Below are 23,380 nucleotides of genomic sequence, written 5' to 3' on the forward strand. Positions count from 1 at the left end.
GCGGCACCCGGCGGACCCGGCGCGGGGGTTGGCAATCTCGGGTGTCCGCTGCCGGCGAATTTCGTCGGATTTTGCCAAACCACCCACACGCGCTGCGGGGCCGACATACACTTCGGTTCTCAGTACCGCAGCTCCGCCGCTGGCGCGGCGCGACAGCTCGACGTTGCTGGCGGTTCTCTAGAAGATCGCGGCAATTATATTTCTGTGCGTGCGATTCGCTTTTCTCGGGCTCAATGCAAGTTATGTATTGGCCCTTTTCGTGTTACGGGCCCCGCCATTCGCATGGCGGGGCCCGTAACACTGAACATTATTGCGCCAGCTGAACAGCGGCTTTTGCGTACTGACCCTCGCAGGCCCGGGCGAAGACGGACTTGAGAACCTCGAGGTAGCGAGTCACCGATTCGCGGGCCACCGGGTTGTTCGGGAAGTTCACCATAATGGAAACCTCGTCGAAAAGGCGGATCACCGAGAAGTAGAGATACGCGGGATTCCGGCCGTCGTTGTAGGCCGTTGCATTTGCGCCCTTTAGGGCGGTGGCAACGACCGCGGAAAGCGGCGGCAGGCCGGCGTCCATGTAGTTCGTCATGAAGAACTGCGACGAATTCCGCTTCAGCCAAGGCGCCAATTCGAGAACACGCTCGTAAGGCACGTTCGCCATATCCATGTTGTCGTCGAACGAGGCCTGAGTGGAGCGAGCGGTTTCTTCGAACGAATTCGGGTCGACGGCGACCGTGAAAGGCACCGCGCCGGTGAACCAACCCATCGAGAGGTATTCCTCCGGAGAGTTCCTCTTGTCGACCGGAGTCATGCCGTTGTATGTTTCCTGGCCGGTCAGTTCGTAGTGTGCCAACGCAACGCACCCGAACAGTCCGCCGCTGAAGCGGGCGTTCGCCGCCATGCAAGTGGCCTCGAACTTGGCCGTTTGCTGCGGGGTCATCAGCTTCTCGATCATGATGTCGCCACCGCATGCGTGTGACTGCTCACCCAGTGGCAACGGGAACTCCGGCAGACCGCCGCCGCAGTTCTCGGCGAAGTCGATCCATTTGCGGACCTCGGGTGAGTCCAGCGTCATCTCAGCCGAGGTCTTCGCCTCGCGGATGCAGAAGTTGTCGTGACTGCCGGGCTCGGGCATGACAAGTGGCGGTTTGCCCTCGAGCAGCGCGCGATAGTTGGTCAGGATTTCGACGTACAGCGACGAAACCACGGCTGGGTCGCAATGCAGGTGGTCGACAATTGCGAAGAGCGAGCAGTGGTTCTCGTGCTGAATCAAGCCGAACCGGAAGCAGTCCCATTCCAGCGGAGGCGGCGTGGACACAACGAGCTCACGCCACTCCGCTTGCGTCAATTCGCCGTGCTGAACCGGGGCGAGTTGGATGTCGCGAGGGTTTTGAATCTTGTGTCGGACAATGTCCTTCGGACCATTGTATTCGAACCAGCTGCGGTACGTTTCGTGCCGGCGCGCGTGGGCATTGATGACGTGCGTCATGGTCCGGATATCGCACTTGCCCGGAATCTCCCAGGAGCCCATAACCAGCCGCGAATAGTCGAGGCCACGCTCGCCGAATTCCACATAGCCGCGCAAATGGCCGGCCTGCATGGAACTAGGCGGCACGTCGACTACTGGCGCTTTTGCGGCTTTCGCGCGCGATGCCGGTGTCGGCTGCCAGGTGACGATCGAACCCGGGCCGGGCTCCCAGTCGTAGACGATTCCTACGCCGAGAGTGACGTCTGCTGATCCCCCGCCTATGATCACGCTTCCTCCTCTATATCTGCCGACTGCCAAGCAGCGGCGCTTGGTCTTTTCTACCTCATACAGGTGTTGCTGCGTCGCCTTTTGATGTCAATTGCTCGTAAAGGTGATCTGCCAAGCCGCGGACGGTGGTGATGTCGGTTGTCGTGACGCGGATCTTGACCTCTGATTCGATATGCGTGCGCAGCTCCAGATTGCCCAGCGAGTCCATGCCGAACTCGGAAATCGGCCGGTCTACGTCGACGGCACGCCGCAGAATCAGGCCGACTTGCTCGGAGATCATCCGGCGCAACCGCGCCGGCCACTCGTCGCGCTCCAATTCGGCCAGTTCGGCGAGGAACCTGCTGCCGCCCGAACGCCCCTTGCCGGCGGACTTGAATGCCTCGGCGAACGGAGTGCGCTGGGCGAATGCGGTGAGCCAGGCCGAACCGATCACCGGGGCGTAGCCGGTGTAGGCCCGGTCATGCCGCAGCAGTGCCTCGAATGCGTAGGCACCTTCCCCGGGCTCGATCGCGTCGCCCGAGGTTTCGGCGAAGTCCGTGCCGCGACCGATCTCGGCCCAGGCGCCCCACGCGATCGAGGCAGCCGGCAGCCCTTGGGCGCGCCGCCACAGGGTGAAGGCGTCCAGCCAGCTGTTGGCTGCGGCGTACGCGCCCTGACCCGGCGAGCCGGCCATCGCTGCCGCGGAGGAGAAGGAGCAGAACCAGTCGAGTTCGCGGTCCCGGGTCGCTTCGTGCAGATACCACGCGCCGCGCACCTTCGGTGCCCAGTCACGCTCGACGAGTTCCTCGGTGATGTTGGGCAGGGTGGCGTCCTCGACGACGGCGGCGCCGTGCAGAACCCCGCGCAGCGGCAGACCGGTGGCGGTGGCCGCGGACACCAGCCGTTGCGCGGTGCCGGGCTCGGCAATGTCACCACACTCCACGACGACGTCGGCTCCGACAGAGCGGACCAGCTCGATGAACTCGAGCGCTTGCGGGCTGGGCTGTGAGCGTGAACTGAGCACGATGCGGCCGGCGCCCGCGGCGGCCATCTTCTCGGCCAGGAACAGGCCGAGACCGCCGAGACCGCCGGTGATGATGTACGAGCCGTCGCCGCGGAAGACTCGAGCCTGCTCTGGAGGCAGCACGACGCTACTGCGACCCGCGTGCGGGACGTCGAGAATCAGCTTGCCGGTGTGTTCGGCGGCGCCCATGATGCGGACCGCGGCGGCGGCCTCGGCCAACGGGTAGTGGGTGGCTGCGGGCATCGGGAGCACGCCGCCGGCGGTCTGCTCGTAAACCTTTTTCAGCAGGCCGCGGACCTGGGCGGGATGAGTCCGCGACATCAGGGCCAGGTCGACGCCGAAGAACGCGAGGTTCTGCCGGAACGGGAACAGGCCCACCTTGGTGTCCTGGTAGATGTCCAGCTTGCCGATCTCGACGAACCGCCCGCCCATGGCCAGCAGCCGGATTCCGGCCAGCTGCGCCGCGCCGGTAACCGAGTTCAGCACGATGTCGACGCCGTACCCGTCGGTGTCGCGGCGGATCTGCTCGGCGAACTCGGTGCTGCGGGAGTCGTACACGTGCTCGATGCCCATGTCACGCAGGATCTGTCGACGCTGTTCGCTCCCGGCGGTGGCGAAGATCTCGGCGCCGGCGGCACGCGCGATCGCGATCGCCGCCTGGCCAACTCCGCCCGTACCGGAATGGATGAGCACCTTGTCGCCGGAGCGGATCCGGGCCAGGTCCTGCAAGCCGTACCAGGCGGTGGCCGAGGCCGTGGTGATCGCGGCCGCCTGGGCGTCGGTCAGCCCGGCCGGCAGTGTCGCGGCCAGACCCGCGTCACACGTGACGAAAGTGGACCAGCAGCCGTCGGGGGACAGACCGCCCACGTGATCGCCGACCTTGTGATCGGTCACCTCGGCACCGACGGCGGTCACCACTCCGGCAAAGTCGAGGCCAAGCGGTGGCTGCTCACCGTCGAACGTCGGGCAGCGGCCGTACGCCGCCAGCACGTCGGCGAAGTTGATGCTCGCCGCGCTGACAGCTACCTCGATCTCGTTGGGACCCGGCGGCACCCGGTCGAACGCGGTGAACTCCATCGTCTGCAGGTCACCGGGAACCCGGACCTGCAGCCGCATGCCGCCTTCCCGGTGGTCGACGACGGTGTTGCGGCGTTCCTCCGGCCGCAGTGGGGTCGGGTACAGCCGTGCGGTGTACCACTGGTCGTCGCGCCAGGCGGTTTCGTCTTCGTCGGTGGCCAGCAGCAGTTGCCGTGCCACATTCTCGGTGCTCTGGTCGCTAAGCTCGTATGGCAGGTCTATGTAGCTGACCTTCAGATGGGGGTGCTCGGCGCCGATCACCCGCAGCAGGCCACGCAGCCCACCCTGTTCGAGGTTCGGGCAGTCGTCGGTCAGTACCGTCTGGGCGTTGCGGGTCACTACGTACAGCCGGGGAGATTGGCCCACCAATTCGGGCAGCTCGCGCGCGATGCGAACGGCGAGCTTGACGTATTCCTGGCCGCGGACGATCGAATCCTCATCGGTACCGCTTTGCCGCTCGGTCAGCACGACTAAACCTGAGAAGCTGCTGGATTCGAAAAGGGCGCGCAACCGCTCGGCCGCGGTGTCGTGGTCACCGCGCAGCGGCCAGGACAGCGTGGTGCTCTGCGCGTCATGCATCTTCAGGGCGTCGGTCAACTGGGTGGCTACCATGTCGGTGGCGTCGGCGGTGCTGATCAGCAGCCAGTTACCCGGTTCGATGACGGTCTTCTCGGGCAGTTCGTGCTGCTGCCACTCGATAGTCAGCAGCCGTTCGTTCAGTACGCGATCGAGTTCGCTGCTCGCCGAGACGCCGGTGCCCATCTGCAGGCCGCGTACCGCCAGCAATACGGTGCCGTGCTCGTCGAGGACGTCGATATCGGCGGTCACTCCGGTGCCTTCGGGGGTCACCGTCGTCAGGCAGTAGTGGGCATTGCGTGCGGGTCCGTACGAGCGAATCCGGCTGACGCCCAACGGCAGTAACAGCCCGCCGTTACCGACATCGCGGACGCCGGGATGGGCGGCCACGGATTGGAAGCACGCGTCCAGCAGCGCGGGATGAATTCCGTAGCCGCCTTGCTGAGACCGGATCGAGCCGGGCAGTCCGACCTCGGCCAGTACCGTTTCCTCGGTCTCGGCGGTGTAGGCGATGGCCAGGCCACCGAATGCGGGTCCGAACTGGATTCCGCGCAGATCGGCTTCCAGCCGAAGCTCGTCACCCTCGATCGGGGTCTGGTGGGCTGCCAGCAGTGCGTCGACATCGTGCGCAGGCGGCTGGTCGGCGGCTTCCTCGTCGTCGAGGGCGTGCAGGACGGCCGACGCCCGGCGGCTGCGTTCGCCACCCTGGGTGGTCTCCACCACGAACGGGACCACGCCCGGCGCGTCGACGGTTGCCGTGGCGCCGACAAAGGTTTCCTCGTCCAGCAGCAGCATCTGCTCGAACTTGACGTCGCGTATCTCCGCGGCATCGCCCAGGACGGTGCGTGCGGCGGTCAATGCCATCTCGCAGTAGGCCGCACCGGGCAGCGCCGCGGCGCCGTGGATCTGGTGGTCGGCCAGCCACGGCAGCGTTTCGGTTCCGATGTCGCTCTGCCAGACATGCCGTTCCGGCTCCTCGGGCAGCCGGACATGGGCGCCCAACAGCGGATGCACGGCGACGGCGTGGGTGTGCGCGAGGCGGTCGGTGCTTTCCAGCAGCATCAGCCGGCGGTGCGCCCATGCCGGCAGCGTGGCATCCACCAGACGCCCGCCGGGGTACAGGACCGAGAAGTCCACCGCGGCCCCCGCGGCGTAGAGGTCACCGACCAGGCCGCGCAGGCCGTGTGGCAGCGGCTGTTCGCGGCGCATGGCGGCCAGGGCTGCGGCCGACATGTCCAACGCGCGGGCGGTCTGGTCGACGGCGTGGGTGAGCAGCGGGTGCGGGGACAGTTCGGTGAAGACGCGGAAGCCGTCTTCGAGGGCGGCCTGGACCGCGGCGGCGAAGCGCACGGTGTGGCGCAGGTTGTCCGCCCAGTAGTAGGCGTCGCAGTAAGGCTCTTCGCGCGGGTCGAAGGAGGTCGCGGAGTAGTAGGGGACCTGCGGTTCCAGCGCGGTGATGTCTTCGAGCGCCTCGGTGAGGTCGTCGAGGATCGGGTCGACCTGGGGGGAGTGCGAGGCCACGTCGACGGCCACCTCGCGGGCCATCACGTCGCGTGCTTCCCAGGCGGCGACCAGTTCCCGCACGGTCTGGGTGGCTCCGCCGATCACGGTGGACTGCGGTGAGGCGACCACCGCGACCACAGCGTCGTTCACGCCGCGGGCCATCAGTTCGGACAGGACCTGTTGGGCGGGCAGTTCCACCGAGGCCATGGCGCCGGCTCCGGAGATGCGGGTCATCAGCTTGGAGCGCCGGCAGATCACCTTGACTCCGTCTTCCAGCGACAGTGCGCCGGCGACGACGGAGGCCGCGGACTCGCCCAGGGAGTGGCCGATCACCGCGCCGGGGGTGACGCCGTAGTGCTTCATGGTCGCGGCCAAAGCGACCTGCATGGCGAACAGGGTGGGCTGGACGCGGTCGATGCCGGTGACCTTGTCCGGGGCGGTCATGGCCTCGGTGACCGAGAAGCCGGATTCTTCGGCGATCAGCGGTTCGATCTCGGCGATGGTGGCCGCGAACACCGGCTCGGTGGCCAGCAGGTCCTTGCCCATCTCGGCCCACTGCGATCCCTGTCCGGAGAACACCCAGACGGGTCCCAGCTTGTCCTGGCCGACTGCGGGCGGGTACGGTGTCTCGCCGTCGGCCACCGCACGCAACGCGTCGCGCAGCTCGGCCGCGGTACCCGCCAGCACGGCGGTGCGCACCGGCCGGTGACTGCGGCGACGGGCCAGCGTGTAGGCCAGGTCCGAGGTATCCAGGTCGTCCTGGGCCTCCACCCAGTCCGCGAGCTGGCCGGCGGTCTTGTGCAGCGCCTCCTCGGAGCTGGCCGAGACCGGGAAGATCAGCGTGCCTTCCAGGCCGGTGCTGCCGTCGGGCAACACGGTCTGGCCGGCCGGTGCGGGCGCTTGCTCCACGATGGCGTGCACGTTGGTGCCCGACATGCCGTACGACGACACCGCCGCCCGCCGAGGCATCGCCTCGTCGTCCTTCGGCCAGGGTGTAACCTCTTGCGGCACAAAGAGATTGCTCTTAATCGCGGCGATCTTCTCCGGCATGGTGTTGAAGTGCAGGTTCTGCGGAACCACGCCGTGCTGCACGGCCAGCACCGCCTTCATCAGCCCCAGCGCGCCGGCGGTGGACTGGGTGTGGCCGAAGTTGGTTTTCACCGACCCCAGGGCGCAAGGTCCGTCGTTGCCGTAAACCGCGGCCAGACTCTCGAACTCGACCGGGTCACCGACCGGCGTGCCCGTGCCGTGCGCTTCGACCATGCCGACGGTGGCGGGGTCGACGTCGGCGGCGTCCAGCGCGGTGCGGTACACCGCCTCCTGGGCGTCGACGGACGGCGTGACGATGTTGACGGTGTGACCGTCCTGGTTGGCCGCGGTCCCCTTGATGACGGCCAGGATCCGGTCACCGTCGCGCTGGGCATGGTCGAGGCGCTTGAGCAGCAGCACGACCGCGCCCTCACCGGAGACGAACCCGTCGGCCTCGACGTCGAACGCGTGGCAGCGACCGGAGCGCGACAGCATGCCGTTGGCCGAACCCGAGGCGAAGCGCCGCGGCTCGAGCATCGCGTACACGCCGCCGGTGAAAGCCAGGTCGCTCTCGCCGTCCTGAATGCTGCGGAAAGCCAGGTGCGCGGCAAACAAACCGGACGAGCATGCGGTGTCGACGGTGACCGACGGCCCGCGCAGGCTCAGGGCGTAGGAGACCCGGCCGGACGCCATGCAGGAGTTGGTGCCGGTGTTGCCGTAGGGGCCCTCCAGGGTGCCCGTCTCGGCCTGCACGAACTGGTAGTCGCCGTGATTGAGGCCGATGAACACCCCGGTGGGCGTGTTGGCCAGCTGCGCCGGGGTGAGGCCGGCGTGTTCCATGGCTTCCCACGACGTTTCCAGCAGCATGCGGTGCTGGGGGTCCATCGCCACGGCTTCTTTCTCCGCAATAGCGAAGAACTCGGGGTCGAAGTCGCCGATGTTTTCCACGAAGGCGCCCCACTTGCAGTGGGAGCGGCCGGGCACGCCAGGCTCGGGGTCGTAATACTCTTCGACGTCCCAGCGGTCCAGCGGCACCTCGGTGACGAAGTCCTCGCCCGCAGCAACGCCTGCCACAGCTGTTCAGGTGAGTTGATGCCCCCCGGCAACCGGCACGCCAGACCAATGACCGCAACCGGTACGCGTGTCTTCTCCACGGTCGTACGTCATCTCCTTAGCCCGCGCTTCGAACCCTCTTCGGCAAGTTCCGTCGAACTTCGGTCCGCGCTGCCCCAGCCGCAGCGACGGACGCATACACCGACCCCCATTTTTCGGCGCCAACGTCATAGTTAGGCGCGTTCAGAAGCGTAACCGGTTGGTTCGTCGCATGTAGAAAAATCGTGCGAACGTACAAAAATAATTCGCCAAGGTGACAGCAATCACATCGGCTCTCATTCTGCGATCACTTTTTCGTTTCAAGACAAATCCGCAGCTTATGGCGTTGTGGTAGCAGTGTGAGGCATTTTTCGGCGGCTGCCCGCCGGCGCCCGGTCAACGACGCCTTTCCTTGCCCCGTGATGGTGAACGGCCGATGTGGCGTGAATCGATTTAGGTAGCTGGCCGCCGAACGTACTTGTTGCGGGAGTGCCTTGCGACGGGTGTCGATGGGCGTTTCTGCTTGTCGCGCGAAGCCTGGTCTACGTGGCCATTAATCGGTCAGCCAACGTGGGAGAGGAGCGCAGTACCCCGTACGACGCGGGGCAACCGCACGACTCAACCGACGTGAAAACCGGAGCGGGCGCGGGGCCCCGGGTTTCCCGGTCTGCCGGAGGGCGGCAGCGCAGACCGGCAAGCGGGGTTCTTCGCTGACGATCAGGCGGGCGTGGCGGCATCCTGGGTCGCGGCGAGCCTTTCGCAGATCCGATCGGCCAGATCGCGCACCGTGGTGATCTCATTGGACGTCAGCCGTATGCCGGTTTCCGTCTCGATATGCGTCCGCAGCTCGAGATTGCCCAGCGAATCGAGTCCGTACTCCGACAGCGCCCAGTCCGGGTCGATGGCACGTCGCAGGATCAGGCTCACCCCCTCGGATATCACCCGCCGCAGTTGGCCGGGCCACTCCTCGACGGGCAACTCCATGAGCTTGGACACGAGTTTGTTGGTGCCGGACCGGCCCTTGGCGGATTTGAACAACTCGGCGAAGGGGCTGCGCTGGGCGAAGGCGGTCAGCCAGGCCGAGCCGATCACCGGGGCGTAGCCGGTGTAGGCCCGGTTGTGCCGCAGCAGCGCTTCGAACGCGTACGCGCCGTCGTCGGGGGCGATCGCCTCGCCTTCGCCCGACTGCTCGGCGAACGTCGTTGCGCGACCGATCTCCTCCCAGGCGCCCCAGGCGATCGAGGTGGCCGGTAGCCCCTGGGCGCGCCGCCAGTGGGTGAAGGCGTCCAGCCAGCTGTTGGCCGCGGCGTAGGCACCCTGCCCTGGCGACCCCACCAGCGCCGCCGCCGAGGAGAAGGAGCAGAACCAGTCCAGCTGCCGGCTTGCGGTCGCTTCGTGCAGATACCAGGCGCCGTGCACTTTGGGCGCCCAGTCACGCTGGATGAGCTCCTCGGTGATGTTGGGCAGGGTGGCGTCCTCCACGACCGCGGCCGCGTGCAGGACCCCGCGCAGCGGCAGGCCGGTGGCGGTGGCCGCGGACACCAGCCGCTGCGCGGTGCCGGCTTCGGCGATGTCACCACACTCCACCACGACGTCCGACCCGATCGATCGGATCAATTCGATTGTTTCCAGAGTCTTTTCGCCGGGTGCCGAGCGGGAGCTGAGCACGATGCGCCCGGCGCCGGCGTCAGCCATCTTCTCGGCCAGGTACAGGCCCAGGCCACCCAGGCCACCGGTGATGATGTAGGCGCCGTCACTGCGGAAGACCTGCGATTGATCGGGTGGCAGTACCACGCTGCTGCGACCCGCGTGCGGTACGTCGAGGATCAGCTTGCCGGTGTGCTCGGCCGCGCCCATCACCCGGATCGCGGTGGCGGCGTCGGCCAGTGGGTAGCTGGTGCTCTCGGGAATCGGCAGCGTGCCGTCGGCGGTCGCGCGGTAGACCGTGCTCAACAGCTCACGGACCGCCGTGGGGTCGGTGGCCGACAGCAATCCCAGGTCCAGGCCGTGGAACGACAGGTTTTGCCGGAACGGGAACAGGCCGAGCTTGGTGTCGCCGTAGATATCGCGCTTGCCGATCTCGACGAACTGTCCACCCCGTGCCAGCAGCTTGATCCCCGCCAGTTGGGCGGCGCCGAATACCGAGTTCAGGACGATGTCCACCCCGTAGCCGTCGGTGTCGCGGCGGATCTGTTCGGCGAACTCGACGCTGCGCGAGTCGTACACATGCTCAATGCCCATGGCGCGCAGCAGTTCTCGACGCTGCTCGCTACCCGCGGTGGCGTAAATCTCGGCACCGACGGCACGCGCGATCGCGATCGCGGCCTGGCCCACCCCACCCGTCGCGGAGTGGATGAGGACTTTGTCGCCGGAGCGGATCCGGGCCAGGTCCTGCAGGCCGTACCAGGCGGTGGCCGAGGCCGTGGTGATCGCGGCCGCCTGGGCGTCGGTCAGGCTGTCGGGAATGGGGGTGGCCAGACGTGCGTCGCAGGTGGCGAAGGTGGCCCAGCAGCCGCTTGCGGACAGGCCCCCGACACGGTCCCCGACTTTCAGGTCGGTGACGTCGGGTCCCACCGCGGTCACTACCCCGGCGAAGTCGGTACCCAACTGAGGCTGCTGTCCGTCGGCTGTCTGGTAGCGGCCGAAGGTGACCAGGACATCGGCGAAGTTGATGCTGGACGCCCCGACCGCGACCTCGACCTCGCCGGGACCGGGTGCGACCCGTTGGAACGCGGCGAACTCGAGCGTCTGCAGGTCGCCGGGGGTGCGGATCTGCAGGCGCATGCCCTGGTGCTCGTGCTCCACCACGGTGGTCTGGCGCTCGTCGGGGCCCAGCGGAGTCGGGCTGAGGCGCGCGGTGTACCACTCGTCATTGCGCCAGGCCGTCTCGTCTTCCTCGGACTCGCCGAGCAGCAGCTGACGCGTCACTTGCTCGGCGCCGGTGTGTTCGTCGACGTCGATATAGGTGACCTTGAGGTGGGGGTGTTCGGCACTGATCACCCGCAGCAAGCCACGCAGGCCGCCTTGTTCCAGGTTGGCGCAGTCCTCGGCAAGCACCGTCTGGGCGGCACGGGTCATGACGTACAGACGCGCGGTCTGGCCCTCGATATCGGGCAGTTCACGCGCGATGCGCACGATGTGCTCGACGTACTCTCGGCCCCGCTCGACAACGCTGCCGGCCTCGGAGTTTCCGGGTGCGGTGAGCACGACGACGCCGTTGAACGCGTTGGCACCGAGCTGATCGCGCAGCAACCCGGCCTGGGCCTCGTGGTCGTCGTGCAGCAACCAGGAGACCGTCGCGCTGTCGGCGTCGTGCATCTTCAGGGCGTCGGTCAGCTGAGTCGCCATCATGTCGGTGGCGTCGGCGGTGCTGATCAGCAGCCAGTTGCCGGGTTCGGTCACGGTCTTCTCGGGCAGCTCGCGTTGCTGCCATTCGATGGTCAGCAGCCGCTCGGCCAGCACCCGGTCGCGCTCGCTGGTCGCCGAGGCGCCGGTGCCCATCTGCAGGCCGCGTACCTCCAACAACACGGTGCCGTGCTCGTCGAGGACGTCGATGTCGGCGTTCAGCCCGGTGCCATCGGGGGTCACTGTCGTCAGGCAGTACCGGGCGTGCCGAGCCGGACCGTGAGCGCGCAGCCGGCGAACCCCCAGCGGCAACAGCAGCCCGCCGCCTCCGGCGTTGGTGACACTGGGGTGCGCGGACACCGATTGGAAGCAGGCGTCCAGCAGTGCTGGATGCACCCCGTAGGCGCTCTGCTGCGCGCGAATCGAACTGGGCACGGCGACTTCGGCCAATACCGTGTCGCCGGCTTCGTCGGTGATGTGCGCCGCGGTCAGACCACTGAAGGCCGGGCCGTACTGGATTCCGCGACTGTCGAACTCGTGGCGCAGGTCGTCGCCGTCGGCAGGGTTCGTATGCGAGGCGAGCAGCGCTTCGATGTCGTGGGTCGCGGGCGCGTCTGCGTCGTTGTCGGCGTCGGGCCGGGCATGCAGCATTGCCGAGGCACGCCGGGCGCGTTCGCCCGCCTCGTTGGTCTCCACCACGAACGGGACGACGCCGGGCGCCTCGACCGTCGCGGTGGCCCCGACCGGACTCACCGCGTCGAGCAACAGCAGCCGTTCGAACTTGATGTCGCGGACTTCGGCGTTCTCGCCGAGCACGGTGCGTGCGGCGGCCAGTGCCATCTCGCAGTAGGCCGCACCGGGTAGCGCAGCGGCCCGGTGGATCTGGTGGTCGCCCAACCAGGGCTGCGCCTCGGTGCCGACATCGCCCTGCCAGACATGCCGTTCCGGCTCCTCGGGCAGGCGTACGTGCGCGCCCAGCAACGGGTGTACCGCCACGGTATTGGCGTGGGCGAGCCGATCGGTGCTCTCTTCGAGCAACAGTCGACGATGGGTCCACGCCGGCAGCGGCGTCTGCAGCAGGTTGCCACCCGGGTAGAGGACCGAGAAGTCCACCGCGGCCCCCGCGGCGTAGAGGTCACCGATCAGGCCGCGCAGGCCGTGTGGCAGCGGCTGTTCGCGGCGCATGGCGGCCAGGGCTGCGGCCGACATGTCCAACCCGCGGGCGGTCTGGTCGACGGCGTGGGTGAGCAGCGGGTGCGGGGACAGTTCGGTGAAGACGCGGAAGCCGTCTTCGAGGGCGGCCTGGACCGCGGCGGCGAAGCGCACGGTGTGGCGCAGGTTGTCCGCCCAGTAGTAGGCGTCGAAGTAGGGCTCTTCGCGCGGGTCGAATGAAGTCGACGAGTAGTAGGGGACCTCGAACTCCTGACCGCTGATCTCTTCGAGCGCCTCGGTGAGGTCGTCGAGGATCGGGTCGACCTGGGGGGAGTGCGAGGCCACGTCGACGGCCACCTCGCGGGCCATCACGTCGCGTGCTTCCCACGCCGCGATCAACTCGCGCACCGCGTCGGTGGCCCCGCCGATCACGGTGGACTGCGGCGAGGCGACCACCGCGACGGTCACATCGGTGATGCCGCTGCCCAGCAATTCTGAAAACACTTGTTGGGCGGGCAGTTCCACCGAGGCCATGGCGCCGGCTCCGGAGATGCGGGTCATCAGCTTGGAGCGCCGGCAGATCACCTTGACTCCGTCTTCCAGCGACAGTGCGCCGGCGACGACGGAGGCCGCGGACTCGCCCAGGGAGTGGCCGATCACCGCGCCGGGGGTGACGCCGTAGTGCTTCATGGTCGCGGCCAAAGCGACCTGCATGGCGAACAGGGTGGGCTGGACGCGGTCGATGCCGGTGACCTTGTCCGGGGCGGTCATGGCCTCGGTGACCGAGAAGCCGGATTCTTCGGCGATCAGCGGTTCGATCTCGGCGATGGTGGCCGCGAACACCGGCTCGGTGGCCAGCAGGTCCTTGCCCATCTCGGCCCACTGCGATCCCTGCCCGGAGAACACCCACACCGGACCGCGGTCGTCCTGGCTCACGGCCGGCGGATGGGGGAGCTCACCAGTGGCGATTTCGCGCAACGCGTCGCGCAGCTCGCCGGCACTGCCGGCGAGCACGGCGGTGCGCACGGAGCGATGCCCACGGCGGCGCGCCAGCGTGTACGCCAGATCCGACAGCGCGACATCCTCTCGCGCGTCGATCCAGTCGGCAAGCCGGCCCGCGGTTTCGCGTAGCGCCTCCTCCGAGCTCGCCGAAAAGGGGAATACCAGGGCGCCTTCCAGGCCGGTGCTGCCGTCGGGCAACACCGTCTGGCCGGCCGGTGCGGGCGCTTGCTCCACGATGGCGTGCACGTTGGTGCCCGACATGCCGTACGACGACACCGCCGCCCGCCGAGGCTGGTCGGCGTCAGTGCCCGGCCACGGCGTAACCTCTTGCGGCACAAAAAGATTGGTCTCGATCTCGGCCATTTTGTCGGGCATGGTGTGGAAGTGCAGGTTCTGCGGTATCACGCCGTGCTGCACGGCCAGAATTGCTTTCAGCAACCCCAGTGCGCCGGCGGTGGACTGGGTGTGGCCGAAGTTCGTCTTCACCGACCCGACGGCGCAGGGGCCGTCGATCCCGTAGACCGCGGCCAGACTCGCGTATTCGAGAGGATCGCCGACCGGGGTGCCGGGGCCGTGGGCCTCGACCATGCCGACGGTGGCGGGGTCGACGCCACCCGCCGCCAATGCCGCCCGGTAGACCGCCTCCTGGGCGTCCGCCGAGGGGGTCACGATGTTGACCGTGTGACCGTCCTGGTTGGCCGCCGTCCCCCTGATGACGGCCAGGACCCGGTCACCGTCCCGCTGCGCGTCCGCTAGCCGTTTGAGCAGCAGCACGACCGCGCCCTCGCCGGAGACGAACCCGTCGGCCTCGACGTCGAATGCGTGGCAGCGACCGGAGCGTGACAGCATGCCGTTGGCCGAACCCGAGGCGAAGCGCCGCGGTTCGAGCATCGCGTAGACGCCGCCGGCGAAGGCCAGGTCGCTCTCACCCTCGCTCAGGCTGCGGGCGGCCAGGTGTGCGGCAAACAATCCCGACGAACACGCGGTGTCCACCGTGACCGCGGGACCGCGCAGTCCCAGGGCGTAGGAGATGCGACCGGACGCCATGCAGGAGTTGGTGCCGGTATTGCCGTAGGGGCCTTCCAGGGTGCCCGTCTCGGCCTGCACGAACTGGTAGTCGGCGTGGGTGAAGCCGATGAACACCCCGGTCAGCGAGTCGGTCATCTGAGCGGGGGTGAGGCCGGCGTACTCCATCGCCTCCCAGGAGGTCTCCAGCAACAGACGGTGCTGGGGATCCATGGCGACGGCTTCGCGTTCCGAGATGCCGAAGAATTCCGGGTCGAAGTCGCCGATGTTGTCCATGAACGCGCCCCACTTGCAGTGGGATCGCCCCGGCACGCCGGGTTCGGGGTCGTAGTATTCGTCGATATCCCAGCGCTCCGGTGGCACCTCGGTAACGAAGTCTTCACCCCGCAGCAACGCCTGCCACAGCTGTTCGGGCGAGTTGATACCCCCCGGCAGCCGGCACGCCAGACCAATGACCGCAACCGGCGTCACGCGTGCTTTTTCCACGGTCGTACGTCATCTCCTTAGCCCGCGCTTCAAGCCATCTTCGGCAAGTTCGTGTCGAACTTCGTGCCCTGCTGCCCCAACCCCGCAGCAGCGGACGCATTCGCCGACCCCCACACTTCGGCGCCCACGTCATAGTCAGGCGCGATCAGAAGCGTATCGGGTCGCTCCGTCGCATGTAGAAAAATCGTGCGAACGTACAAAAAATTTCGATCAAGGTGACGGCGATCACACCGCGTGCGAGCCGCCGGTTATTCTTCGCGTTCGGCGGCAAAGTGCCAGCGTATGACGCTCGAACCGAAAAGTGGGACGGTCGTCCGGCAGGCGCCCGGCGTCGTGTGGTCGAGCGGGCTCTTCCCCGGCCTGCGATGGCGAACAGCCCGCGCCGACCGTTGGTGGCGCAGGGGGTCGGCCGGCCCCGCCGCCGCTAGCGCAGACGGGCGGTGGCGCGCAACGGCGCGAGCTCGCGGCCCTCGGCCACCCGCAGGTAAACCGACTTCATGGTGTCCAGGTAACGGGAGACCGACTCGTAGGCGATCGGGTTGCTGGGAAACGACGCGGTCACCGTAGTCTCGGCGTCGAACTTGTTGACCCACAAGCAGACCCGTGCCGCGATCCGGCCGTCGCTGAAAGCTCGGGTGTTGATCGCGTTCAACTGGGTCGAGACGACCGCCGAGAGGGGCGGTAGGCCGCCGTCCAGGAACGACAGCATGGGAAAGCCGCGCTCGGCAGCGGGCGTGCTGAGCCAGGGCGCCAGCTCGAGCACCCGCTCGAATGGCACCTTGCCCAGGTGGGCCCTCGCGTCGAAGGCGGCTTGGGCGTCGCGGGCGGTTTGCCCGAACGAGCAGCCGACCGGCACTGCGAAGGGAACGTGGCCGATGAACCAGCCGGTGGTCAGGAACTCGGCGGGGCTGCTGCGGGTTCCGACCGGCGTCACGGCGCAGTAGGTGCGCGAGCCGGTCAATTCGTACTCGGTGTGGGCGGCGACGGCGAACACGCCGCCGCTGAACCGGGCGCCCACTGCGGTGCACGCGGTTTCGAAGCGGGCCGTCTGCTGGGCGTCCATCAGACGCACCGATAGCAGCTCCCCGCCGGTCACCAGCGAGGTGTCGCCCAGTGGCAGCGGGAAAGTAGGTAGCGACCCGTCGTTGTACTCGAAGAACTCGACCCATTGGCGAATCTCCGGGGACTCCGGGGTCAGTGCGGAGGTGTAGGCGCGCTCGCGCAGGCAGTAGTCGGCGTAGCTGCCGGGCGCGGGGAGTGCGATCGGGCCGTCACCGTCCATCAGCGCGTTGTACATCGCGCGAATCTCTCCGAAGACCGTGCCGATGAACATGGGGTCGACGTGCAGGTGGTCGACGCTGATGCAGACAGTGAAATGATCGTCGCGCTGGATGATCGCGAACCTGAAGCAGTCCCACTCCTGTGGACTCGGGGTGGCCAGCAGATGGTCTTGCCACTGCGTCGGTGTCATCTCACCGCGCTCGACGGCGACCAGTTCGATGTCGGCGGGATCGGCGATGGTGTGCCGGACGATGCGCTCGGCTTGCGGGTCGCCGCTGAACTCGAACCAACTGCGATAGGTGTCGTGCCGGCGCAGGTGCGCGGTGAACACGTACGTCATCGCCCGGATGTCGCACTCGCCCGGGATGTCGAAGGCGATGACCAGCAGGCGGGACATATCCAGGCCGCGGCGGTGTTGTCGATGAAAACCACGAAGATGCCGGGCCTGGATGTAGCTCGGCGGCACCTCGCTCGCGGGCGCCTGCCGCGCCTTGTCCAGCGAACCCGCAGTGGGGGACCAGAGCCAGACCACACCGGAAGGCGGGATCCAGTCCCTGACTGTCCCGAGCCCCAGATGGCCCATCACAACCACGTCCGCTCCTGTCCGAAGTGCCGACAAATCAGGGTATTTCGTGTCGACCGTGCATCCTCACATTGACACCGGAGCGTCAGGCGTGGGCGCGACCCTGTCACAGAGCACATCGGCCAGCCCGCGCACCGTGGTGATATCGGTGGAGCGCAGCCGGATTCCGGTCTCCGTTTCGATCCGGGTGCGCAGTTCCAGATTTCCCAGTGAATCGAGTCCGTACTCCGACAACGGCCGATCCGGGTCGACGCCGCGGTGCAGGATCATGGTGACCTGCTCGGACACCAAGCGTCTCAGCTGGGTTGGCCATTCGTCGGGCGCCAACTCCGCCAGCCCGGCCCGGAACCGGTCGAGGTCCTGGCGCCGCCGGCCGCTGCTGCCAGCCCTGTCGGACATTGCAGTGAACATCTCGGCGAACGCCGAGCGCTCCGTCAAGGCGGCAAGCCATGGCGAACCGGTCGTCGGGGTGTAACCGCAATAGCAACGGGTATGGCGCAGCAGGGTTTTGAATGCGTGTGCGCCCTCGTCGGGAGCGATCATCGTGGTGTCGCCGCTGTCGGCCAGGCTTGCGCCGCGGCCGATGTCCGCCCATGCGCCCCAGGCGATCGCGGTGGCGGGACGCCCTTGCGCGCGACGCCAGTGGGTGAAGCCGTCCAGCCAGCTGTTGGCCGCAGCGTATGCGCCCTGTCCCGGCGAACCCAACAATGCTGCTGCAGAAGAGAAAACGCAGAACCAGTCGAGTGGCGCCGTGGCGGTGGCCCGATGCAGATGCCACGCGCCGTTCACCTTTGGCGCCCAGTCCCGCTCCAGCAGTCCGCCGGTGATGTTGGGTAGGGTCGCGTCCTCCACCACCGCGGCCGCGTGTAACACCCCCCGCAACGGAAGGCCGGTTGCCGTCGCCGTGGCGACGAGCTTCCCGGCGGTGTCCGGAGCTGCGATATCGGCACACTCCACCACCACGTCGGCGCCGGTGGCGCGGACCAGTTCGATTGTTTCCGAGGCCTTTCGGCTCGGTCCCTTCCGGGAACTCAGGACGATACGCCCGGCACCGGCGGCGGCCATCTGTTCGGCGAGGAACAGTCCGAGGCCGCCGAGACCGCCGGTGATGATGTAAGAACCGTCGGCGCGGAAGGCCCGAACCTGTTCGGGTGGAACGATCACCGTGCCAGGGGTGGACGGCATGTCGAGGACGAGTTTGCCGGTGTGCTCGGCGGCGCTCATCATCCGGATGATCCTGGCCGCGTGGGCAACCGGGTGATGGATGCGCTGCGGCCTCGGTAGCGATCCGTCAGCGGTGCGCCGGTACACCTCGTCCAACAGCGCTCGGACGCGATGCGGATGCGTCCTCGCCAGCAGGCCCAGATCGACGGCGTGCAGTGACAGATTGCGCCGGAAGGGGAACAGGTCGAGCCTGGTGTCGCCGTAGATGTCGCGCTTGCCGATTTCGACGAATTGACCGCCGAAGGCCAGCAGCTCCAGACCGGCGCGCTGGGCGGCCCCGGTGAGTGAGTTGAGCACGATGTCGACGCCGTAACCATCGGTGTCGCAGTGGATCTGCGCACCGAATTCGGTGCCGCGCGAGTCGTAGACGTGGTCGATCCCCATGTCGTACAAGATGTCCCGGCGTTGTGGACTCCCGGCGGTGGCAAAGATCTCGGCGCCGACCGCGCGGGCGATCGCGATCGCCGCCTGGCCCACACCACCGGTGGCCGAGTGGATCAGCACCTTGTCGCCGGCTCTGACCCTGGCCAGGTCGTGCAGGCCGTACCAGGCGGTGGCCGATGCGGTGCTGATCGCCGCTGCGTCGCCCCAGCTCAACTCGGGCGGCAGCGGTGCGGCCAACACAGCGTCACAGGTGACGAACGAGGCCCAACAACCGTTCGGTGAGATCCCGCCGACGCGGTCGCCGATCCGGGGCAAGGTGACGTCGGGCCCGACCGCGGTCACCACTCCGGCGAAGTCCGATCCGAGGTGCGGCTGCTGTTCGCCGAAGGACGGATAACGGCCGAAAGCCGTCAGCACGTCGGCGAAATTGACGCTGGATGCGTGGACCGCGACTTCGATCTGTCCGGGGCCCGGCCTGACACGGCCGGCCTCGACGGCCTCGATCGTCTCCGGATCCCCTGGCGTGCGGACCTGCAGCCGCATACCGACGCGGCGATGGTCGATTACCCTGCGCACGCGTTCGTCGGCGCGCAGCGGAGCGGGGCACAGGCGCGCGGTCAGCCACCGATCGCCGCGCCAGGCGGTCTCGTCCTCGGCCGAGCCGGCCAGGAGTTGCTGTGCGACCTTGTCCGGGCCGACGAGCGCGTCGACGTCGATGTGCGTGGGGTTCAGGTAGGGGTGCTCGGCGCCGATCGCCCGCAGCAGACCCCGCACGCCGGCGTGAGCGAGGTTGACCGGGTCGTCGGCGAGCACGACCTGGGCGTTCCTGGTCAGCACGTACAGCCTCGGCGCTTCGCCGGGGACGTCGAGCAGTTCGCGGGCGATGCCTACCAACTCACGGACGGCACCGATGTCGTGCGGGTCGGGCCCAGCGGCGCCGACAACCACGAGCACGCCGGTGAACCCGCCGGCGGCCAGCATGGTGCGCAGGGCCGCATGCTCGCGCGTCCAGTCCAGCGTGGCGCAGGCCGCACCAGCCGATGCCAGTGCCGCGGCCAGGTCGGTCGCCGACGAATCGAAAGTGTTGACCACCAACCACTTCCCGGGCGCTGTGGTTGGCTCGGGTAATTCGCGCCGCTGCCAGTCGATGCCCACCAGACGTTCGTCCAGCAGCCGGTCCCGCTCTGCGCCCTCGGGGCAGCCGGTTCCCATGAGCAGACCGCGGACCTCCAGCAGCACCGTGCCGTGCTCGTCCATCACGTCGATGTCGGCTTCGACGTTGCTGCCACCGGACGTCACGGTGGTGTAGCAGTAGCGGGGGACACGGGGCCGGTGGCCGGTGCCGCGGTGGGCGCGCAGTCGGCGTATGCGCAGCGGCAGCATCAGGCCCCCGTTGCCTGCGGCGCGCATCGCGGGGTGAGCCGCCACCGACTGGAAACACGCGTCCAGCAACGCGGGGTGAACGACATATCCGGCGTGCTGCCGGCGCGTTGCGCGGGGTACGTCGACTTCGGCCAGCACGGTGCCCACCGCAGCTTCGGCAACCCGCGCCGCCAGCAGGCCGGTGAAGGCGGGGCCGAACGTCACGCCGCGGCGCCCGAACCAGTCCCGCAGCCGGTCACCCTCGAGGCGGCGGGGATGTGCGGCCAGCAGGGCGTCGATGTCGTGGGTGGCCGGTGGCGGCTCGGCGGTCGAATGCAGGACCGCAACGGCCCGCCGCGTCTTCTCACCACCAGTGTCGGTGTGCACCGCGAAACCGGCCTCGCCGGTCCGTTGCACCGTCGCGACGGCGCCGACGGGGGTTTCGTGATCCAGCAGCAGCATCTCCTCGAAGCGGATGTCGCGGACCTCCCCGCACTCGCCGAGAACGGTTTCGGCGGCGGCCAGCGCCATCTCGCAGTAGGCGGCTCCGGGCAGGGCGGGCACGCTGTTGATCTGGTGATCGGCCACCCACGGCAGCGCCGCGATACCGACGTCGCTGCGCCAGACGTGCCGCTCCGGTTCCTCCATCAGCCGCACGTGCATACCGAGAAGCGGTTGTGCCGCAACACTTTCGGTATGGGCGGCGGACTGGGCCGCGGTGAGGAGCAGCGGCCGGTTGGTCCACGCCGGCAGCGGCGCGTCCACCAGCTGCCCGGGCGGATTGAGCTGGCCGAAATCGGAAGCGGCGCCCGCGCTGTGTAGCTGGCCGACCAGGCGGAGCAAGGCGTGCGAATCGCGCTGGCCCCGTCGCATCGCCGCGATCGCCGCCACCGGCATGTCCAAGCCCGCGGCGGTCTGCTCGATCGCGCGGATCAGCAGCGGGTGCGGGGAGAGCTCCCCGAACACCCGGAAGCCGTCCTGCAGGGCGGCCTTGACGGCGGCGGAGAACCGCACGGTGTGGCGCAGGTTATCCGCCCAGTAGCGGGCATCGCACGGCGGACTCTCGCGCGGGTCGAACAGCGTGGCCGAGTAGTAGGGCAGCCGGGGTGTGCGTGGCTTCAACTCGGCCAGCAGCCCGGTCAGCTCGTCGAGGATCGGGTCGACCTGGGGAGTGTGTGAGGCCACGTCGACCGCGACCTCGCGGGCCAGGACGTCGCGCTCCTCCCACGCGGCGACGAGCTGGCGCACCGCACGGGTCGCGCCGCCGATCACGGTGGACTGCGGGGACGCGACGACCGCGATCAATACGTCCTTGACGGCGTGCCGGGCCAGTTCCTCCCGGACCTGTTGAGCGGGCAGTTCCACCGCCGCCATCGCGCCCGCGCCCACCAGCTTCAGGCACAGCCGAGATCGCCGGCAGATCACCCGCACCCCGTCTTCCAGTGACAACGCGCCCGCTACTACGGCGGCCGAAACCTCGCCGAGGGAATGGCCGATCACCGCTCCGGGACGCACGCCGTGTGCCCGCATCGCCTCGGCCAGTGCCACCTGCATGACGAAAAGGGTCGGTTGCACCCGGTCGATGCCGGTCACCGTCTCCGGTGCGGCGAGGGCGTCGGTCACCGAGAAACCGGATTCGGCCATGATCAACGGCTCGGCGGCGGCGACGGTTTCCGCGAAGGCCGGTTCGGCGGCCAACAGGTCGGCACCCATCGCCCCCCACTGCGAGCCCTGGCCGGAAAACACCCACACCGGTCCGCGGTCGTCGAGTCCGACCGCTTGCGCCGGCGGGTCGTCACCGGCGGCCAATTCGCGCAGAGCCCGGACCAATTCGTCATGACTGTCGGCGATCAGCGTTCGTCGGACCGGCCGGTGTCCGCGCCGACATGCCAGCGTGTAGGCCAGGTCGCAGAAGGGCGGCCGCTTCTCCGCCACCCAGTCCGCCAACCGCCGGGCCGTCTGCCGCAACGCCCCGGGCGAGGTGGCCGACAGCGCGAACAGTCGCGGCACCGCCTCGGGTCCGTTCTCGGACGGTGTGGTCGTGTCCGGCGCCTGCTCGAGGATCGCGTGCGCGTTGGTTCCCGACATGCCGTACGAGGACACCGCCGCCCGTCGGGGGGTCGAGCCGCCGGGCCACGGCGTAACCGTTTGTGGCACAAACAGTCCGGTCTCGACGGCGGCAAGCTCGTCGGGCAGCCCGGTGAAGTGTGCCATCGGCGGTATGACGCTGTGTCGCAGTGACAGGATGGCTTTGACCATTCCCACCGCGCCGGCAGCGGCCTCGGTGTGGCCGAGATTGCTCTTGACCGATGCGAGGGCGCACGCGTTCCCGTTGGCGCCGTAAACCTCTGCCAGACTGCGGAATTCGATCGGGTCACCCACCGGGGTGCCGGTGCCGTGCGCCTCGATCATCCCGACCGTGTCCGGGTCGACGCCGGCCGCCGCCAACGCCGAGCGGTAGGCCAGGACTTGTGCCCGCCCCGAGGGCGCGGTGATGGTGTCGGTGTGGCCGTCCTGATTGATCGCAGAGCCGCGCACCACCGCCAGGATGCGGTCGCCGTCACGCAGCGCGTCGGGCAGGCGCTTGAGCAGCACCACGGCGCAGGCCTCGGACCGGACGAACCCGTCGGCGTTGGCGTCGAAGCTCCGGCAGCGCCCGGTCGCGGACAACATGCCCTGGCCGGACGCGGACGCGAACAGCTGCGGTTCAAGCATCACCGTGCAGCCTCCGGCCAGGGCCAGGTCGCTCTCCCGCTCGTGCAGGCTGCGGCACGCCAGGTGAACGGCGACCAGGCTCGCCGAGCATGCCGTGTCCACCGTGATCGACGGGCCGCGCAGACCCAGCGCATACGACACCCGGCCGGAGGCCATGCTTAACGCGGTGCCGGTGAACCCGTAGGCGTCGCCCAGCGCGCCCGCGGCGTCGGTCACGTGGGCGTAGTCGTCGTGGCACATGCCGACGAAAACCCCGGTCAGCGAGTCGGCGAGTGATTTCGGCGGCACGCCGGCCTGTTCCACTGCCTCCCACGACGTCTGCATCAGCAGGCGGTGCTGGGGGTCGATGGCGGTCGCCTCGCGCTCGCTGATGCCGAAGAACTCGGGATCGAAGCCCGCGACGTCGGCCAGGAAACCGCCCCAGCGCGACACCGACCGGCCGGGCACGCCGGGTTCGGGGTCGTAGTAATCGTCGGCGTCCCAGCGGTCGGCCGGAACCTCAGTCACCAGGTCGTCGCCACGCAGCAGCGCGTCCCACAACTTCTCCGGTGAGTCGATGCTGCCCGGCAGGCGGCATGCCATCCCGATGACGGCCACCGCCGTGACCTGTCGCTGCTCCACGGTCGTCTCATCTCTTACGGAGTGCGTTCGAGGACATCCTCCCTGTTCAGGGCCCGCCGACACGGGAGCAACGCGCCGACGTCCCGGTTGCTCTCGACAGGCCGGCCGGTTCGACTTCGGCGATACGGACCACGTGGGTCGTCCTCCGGCGGGTAGTGTGCGATCC

General features: G+C 68.2%; 4 protein-coding genes and 1 pseudogene. All 5 read right to left on the reverse strand.

The annotated features are described in order from the left end of the window. Nucleotides 1-307: 307 nt before the first annotated feature. Nucleotides 308-1,753 (reverse strand): condensation domain-containing protein, encoded by a 1,446-nt coding sequence (locus tag JX552_RS13305; protein ID WP_205877831.1) that lies wholly within the window; start codon nt 1,751-1,753, stop codon nt 308-310. Between the two features lie 55 nt (nt 1,754-1,808). Continuing rightward, a pseudogene (pks2, locus tag JX552_RS13310) lies at nt 1,809-8,017 on the reverse strand (sulfolipid-1 biosynthesis phthioceranic/hydroxyphthioceranic acid synthase). A gap of 733 nt (nt 8,018-8,750) precedes the next feature. Then, nucleotides 8,751-15,044 carry a sulfolipid-1 biosynthesis phthioceranic/hydroxyphthioceranic acid synthase gene (gene pks2 / locus JX552_RS13315; protein ID WP_205877832.1) on the reverse strand — a complete coding sequence of 2,098 codons (6,294 nt, stop codon included), beginning with the start codon at nt 15,042-15,044 and terminating at the stop codon, nt 8,751-8,753. A gap of 424 nt (nt 15,045-15,468) precedes the next feature. After that, on the reverse strand, nt 15,469-16,908 hold the full coding sequence (locus tag JX552_RS13320; protein WP_205878420.1) for a condensation domain-containing protein: 1,440 nt from the start codon (nt 16,906-16,908) through the stop codon (nt 15,469-15,471). Nucleotides 16,909-16,974: 66 nt separating this feature from the next. Next, nucleotides 16,975-23,175, reverse strand: a complete 6,201-nt coding sequence (gene pks2 / locus JX552_RS13325; protein WP_241011130.1) for a sulfolipid-1 biosynthesis phthioceranic/hydroxyphthioceranic acid synthase — start codon at nt 23,173-23,175, stop codon at nt 16,975-16,977. Between the last annotated feature and the right edge of the window lie 205 nt (nt 23,176-23,380).

This window comes from Mycobacterium gordonae, from assembly GCF_017086405.1.
Lineage (GTDB): Bacteria > Actinomycetota > Actinomycetes > Mycobacteriales > Mycobacteriaceae > Mycobacterium > Mycobacterium gordonae_D.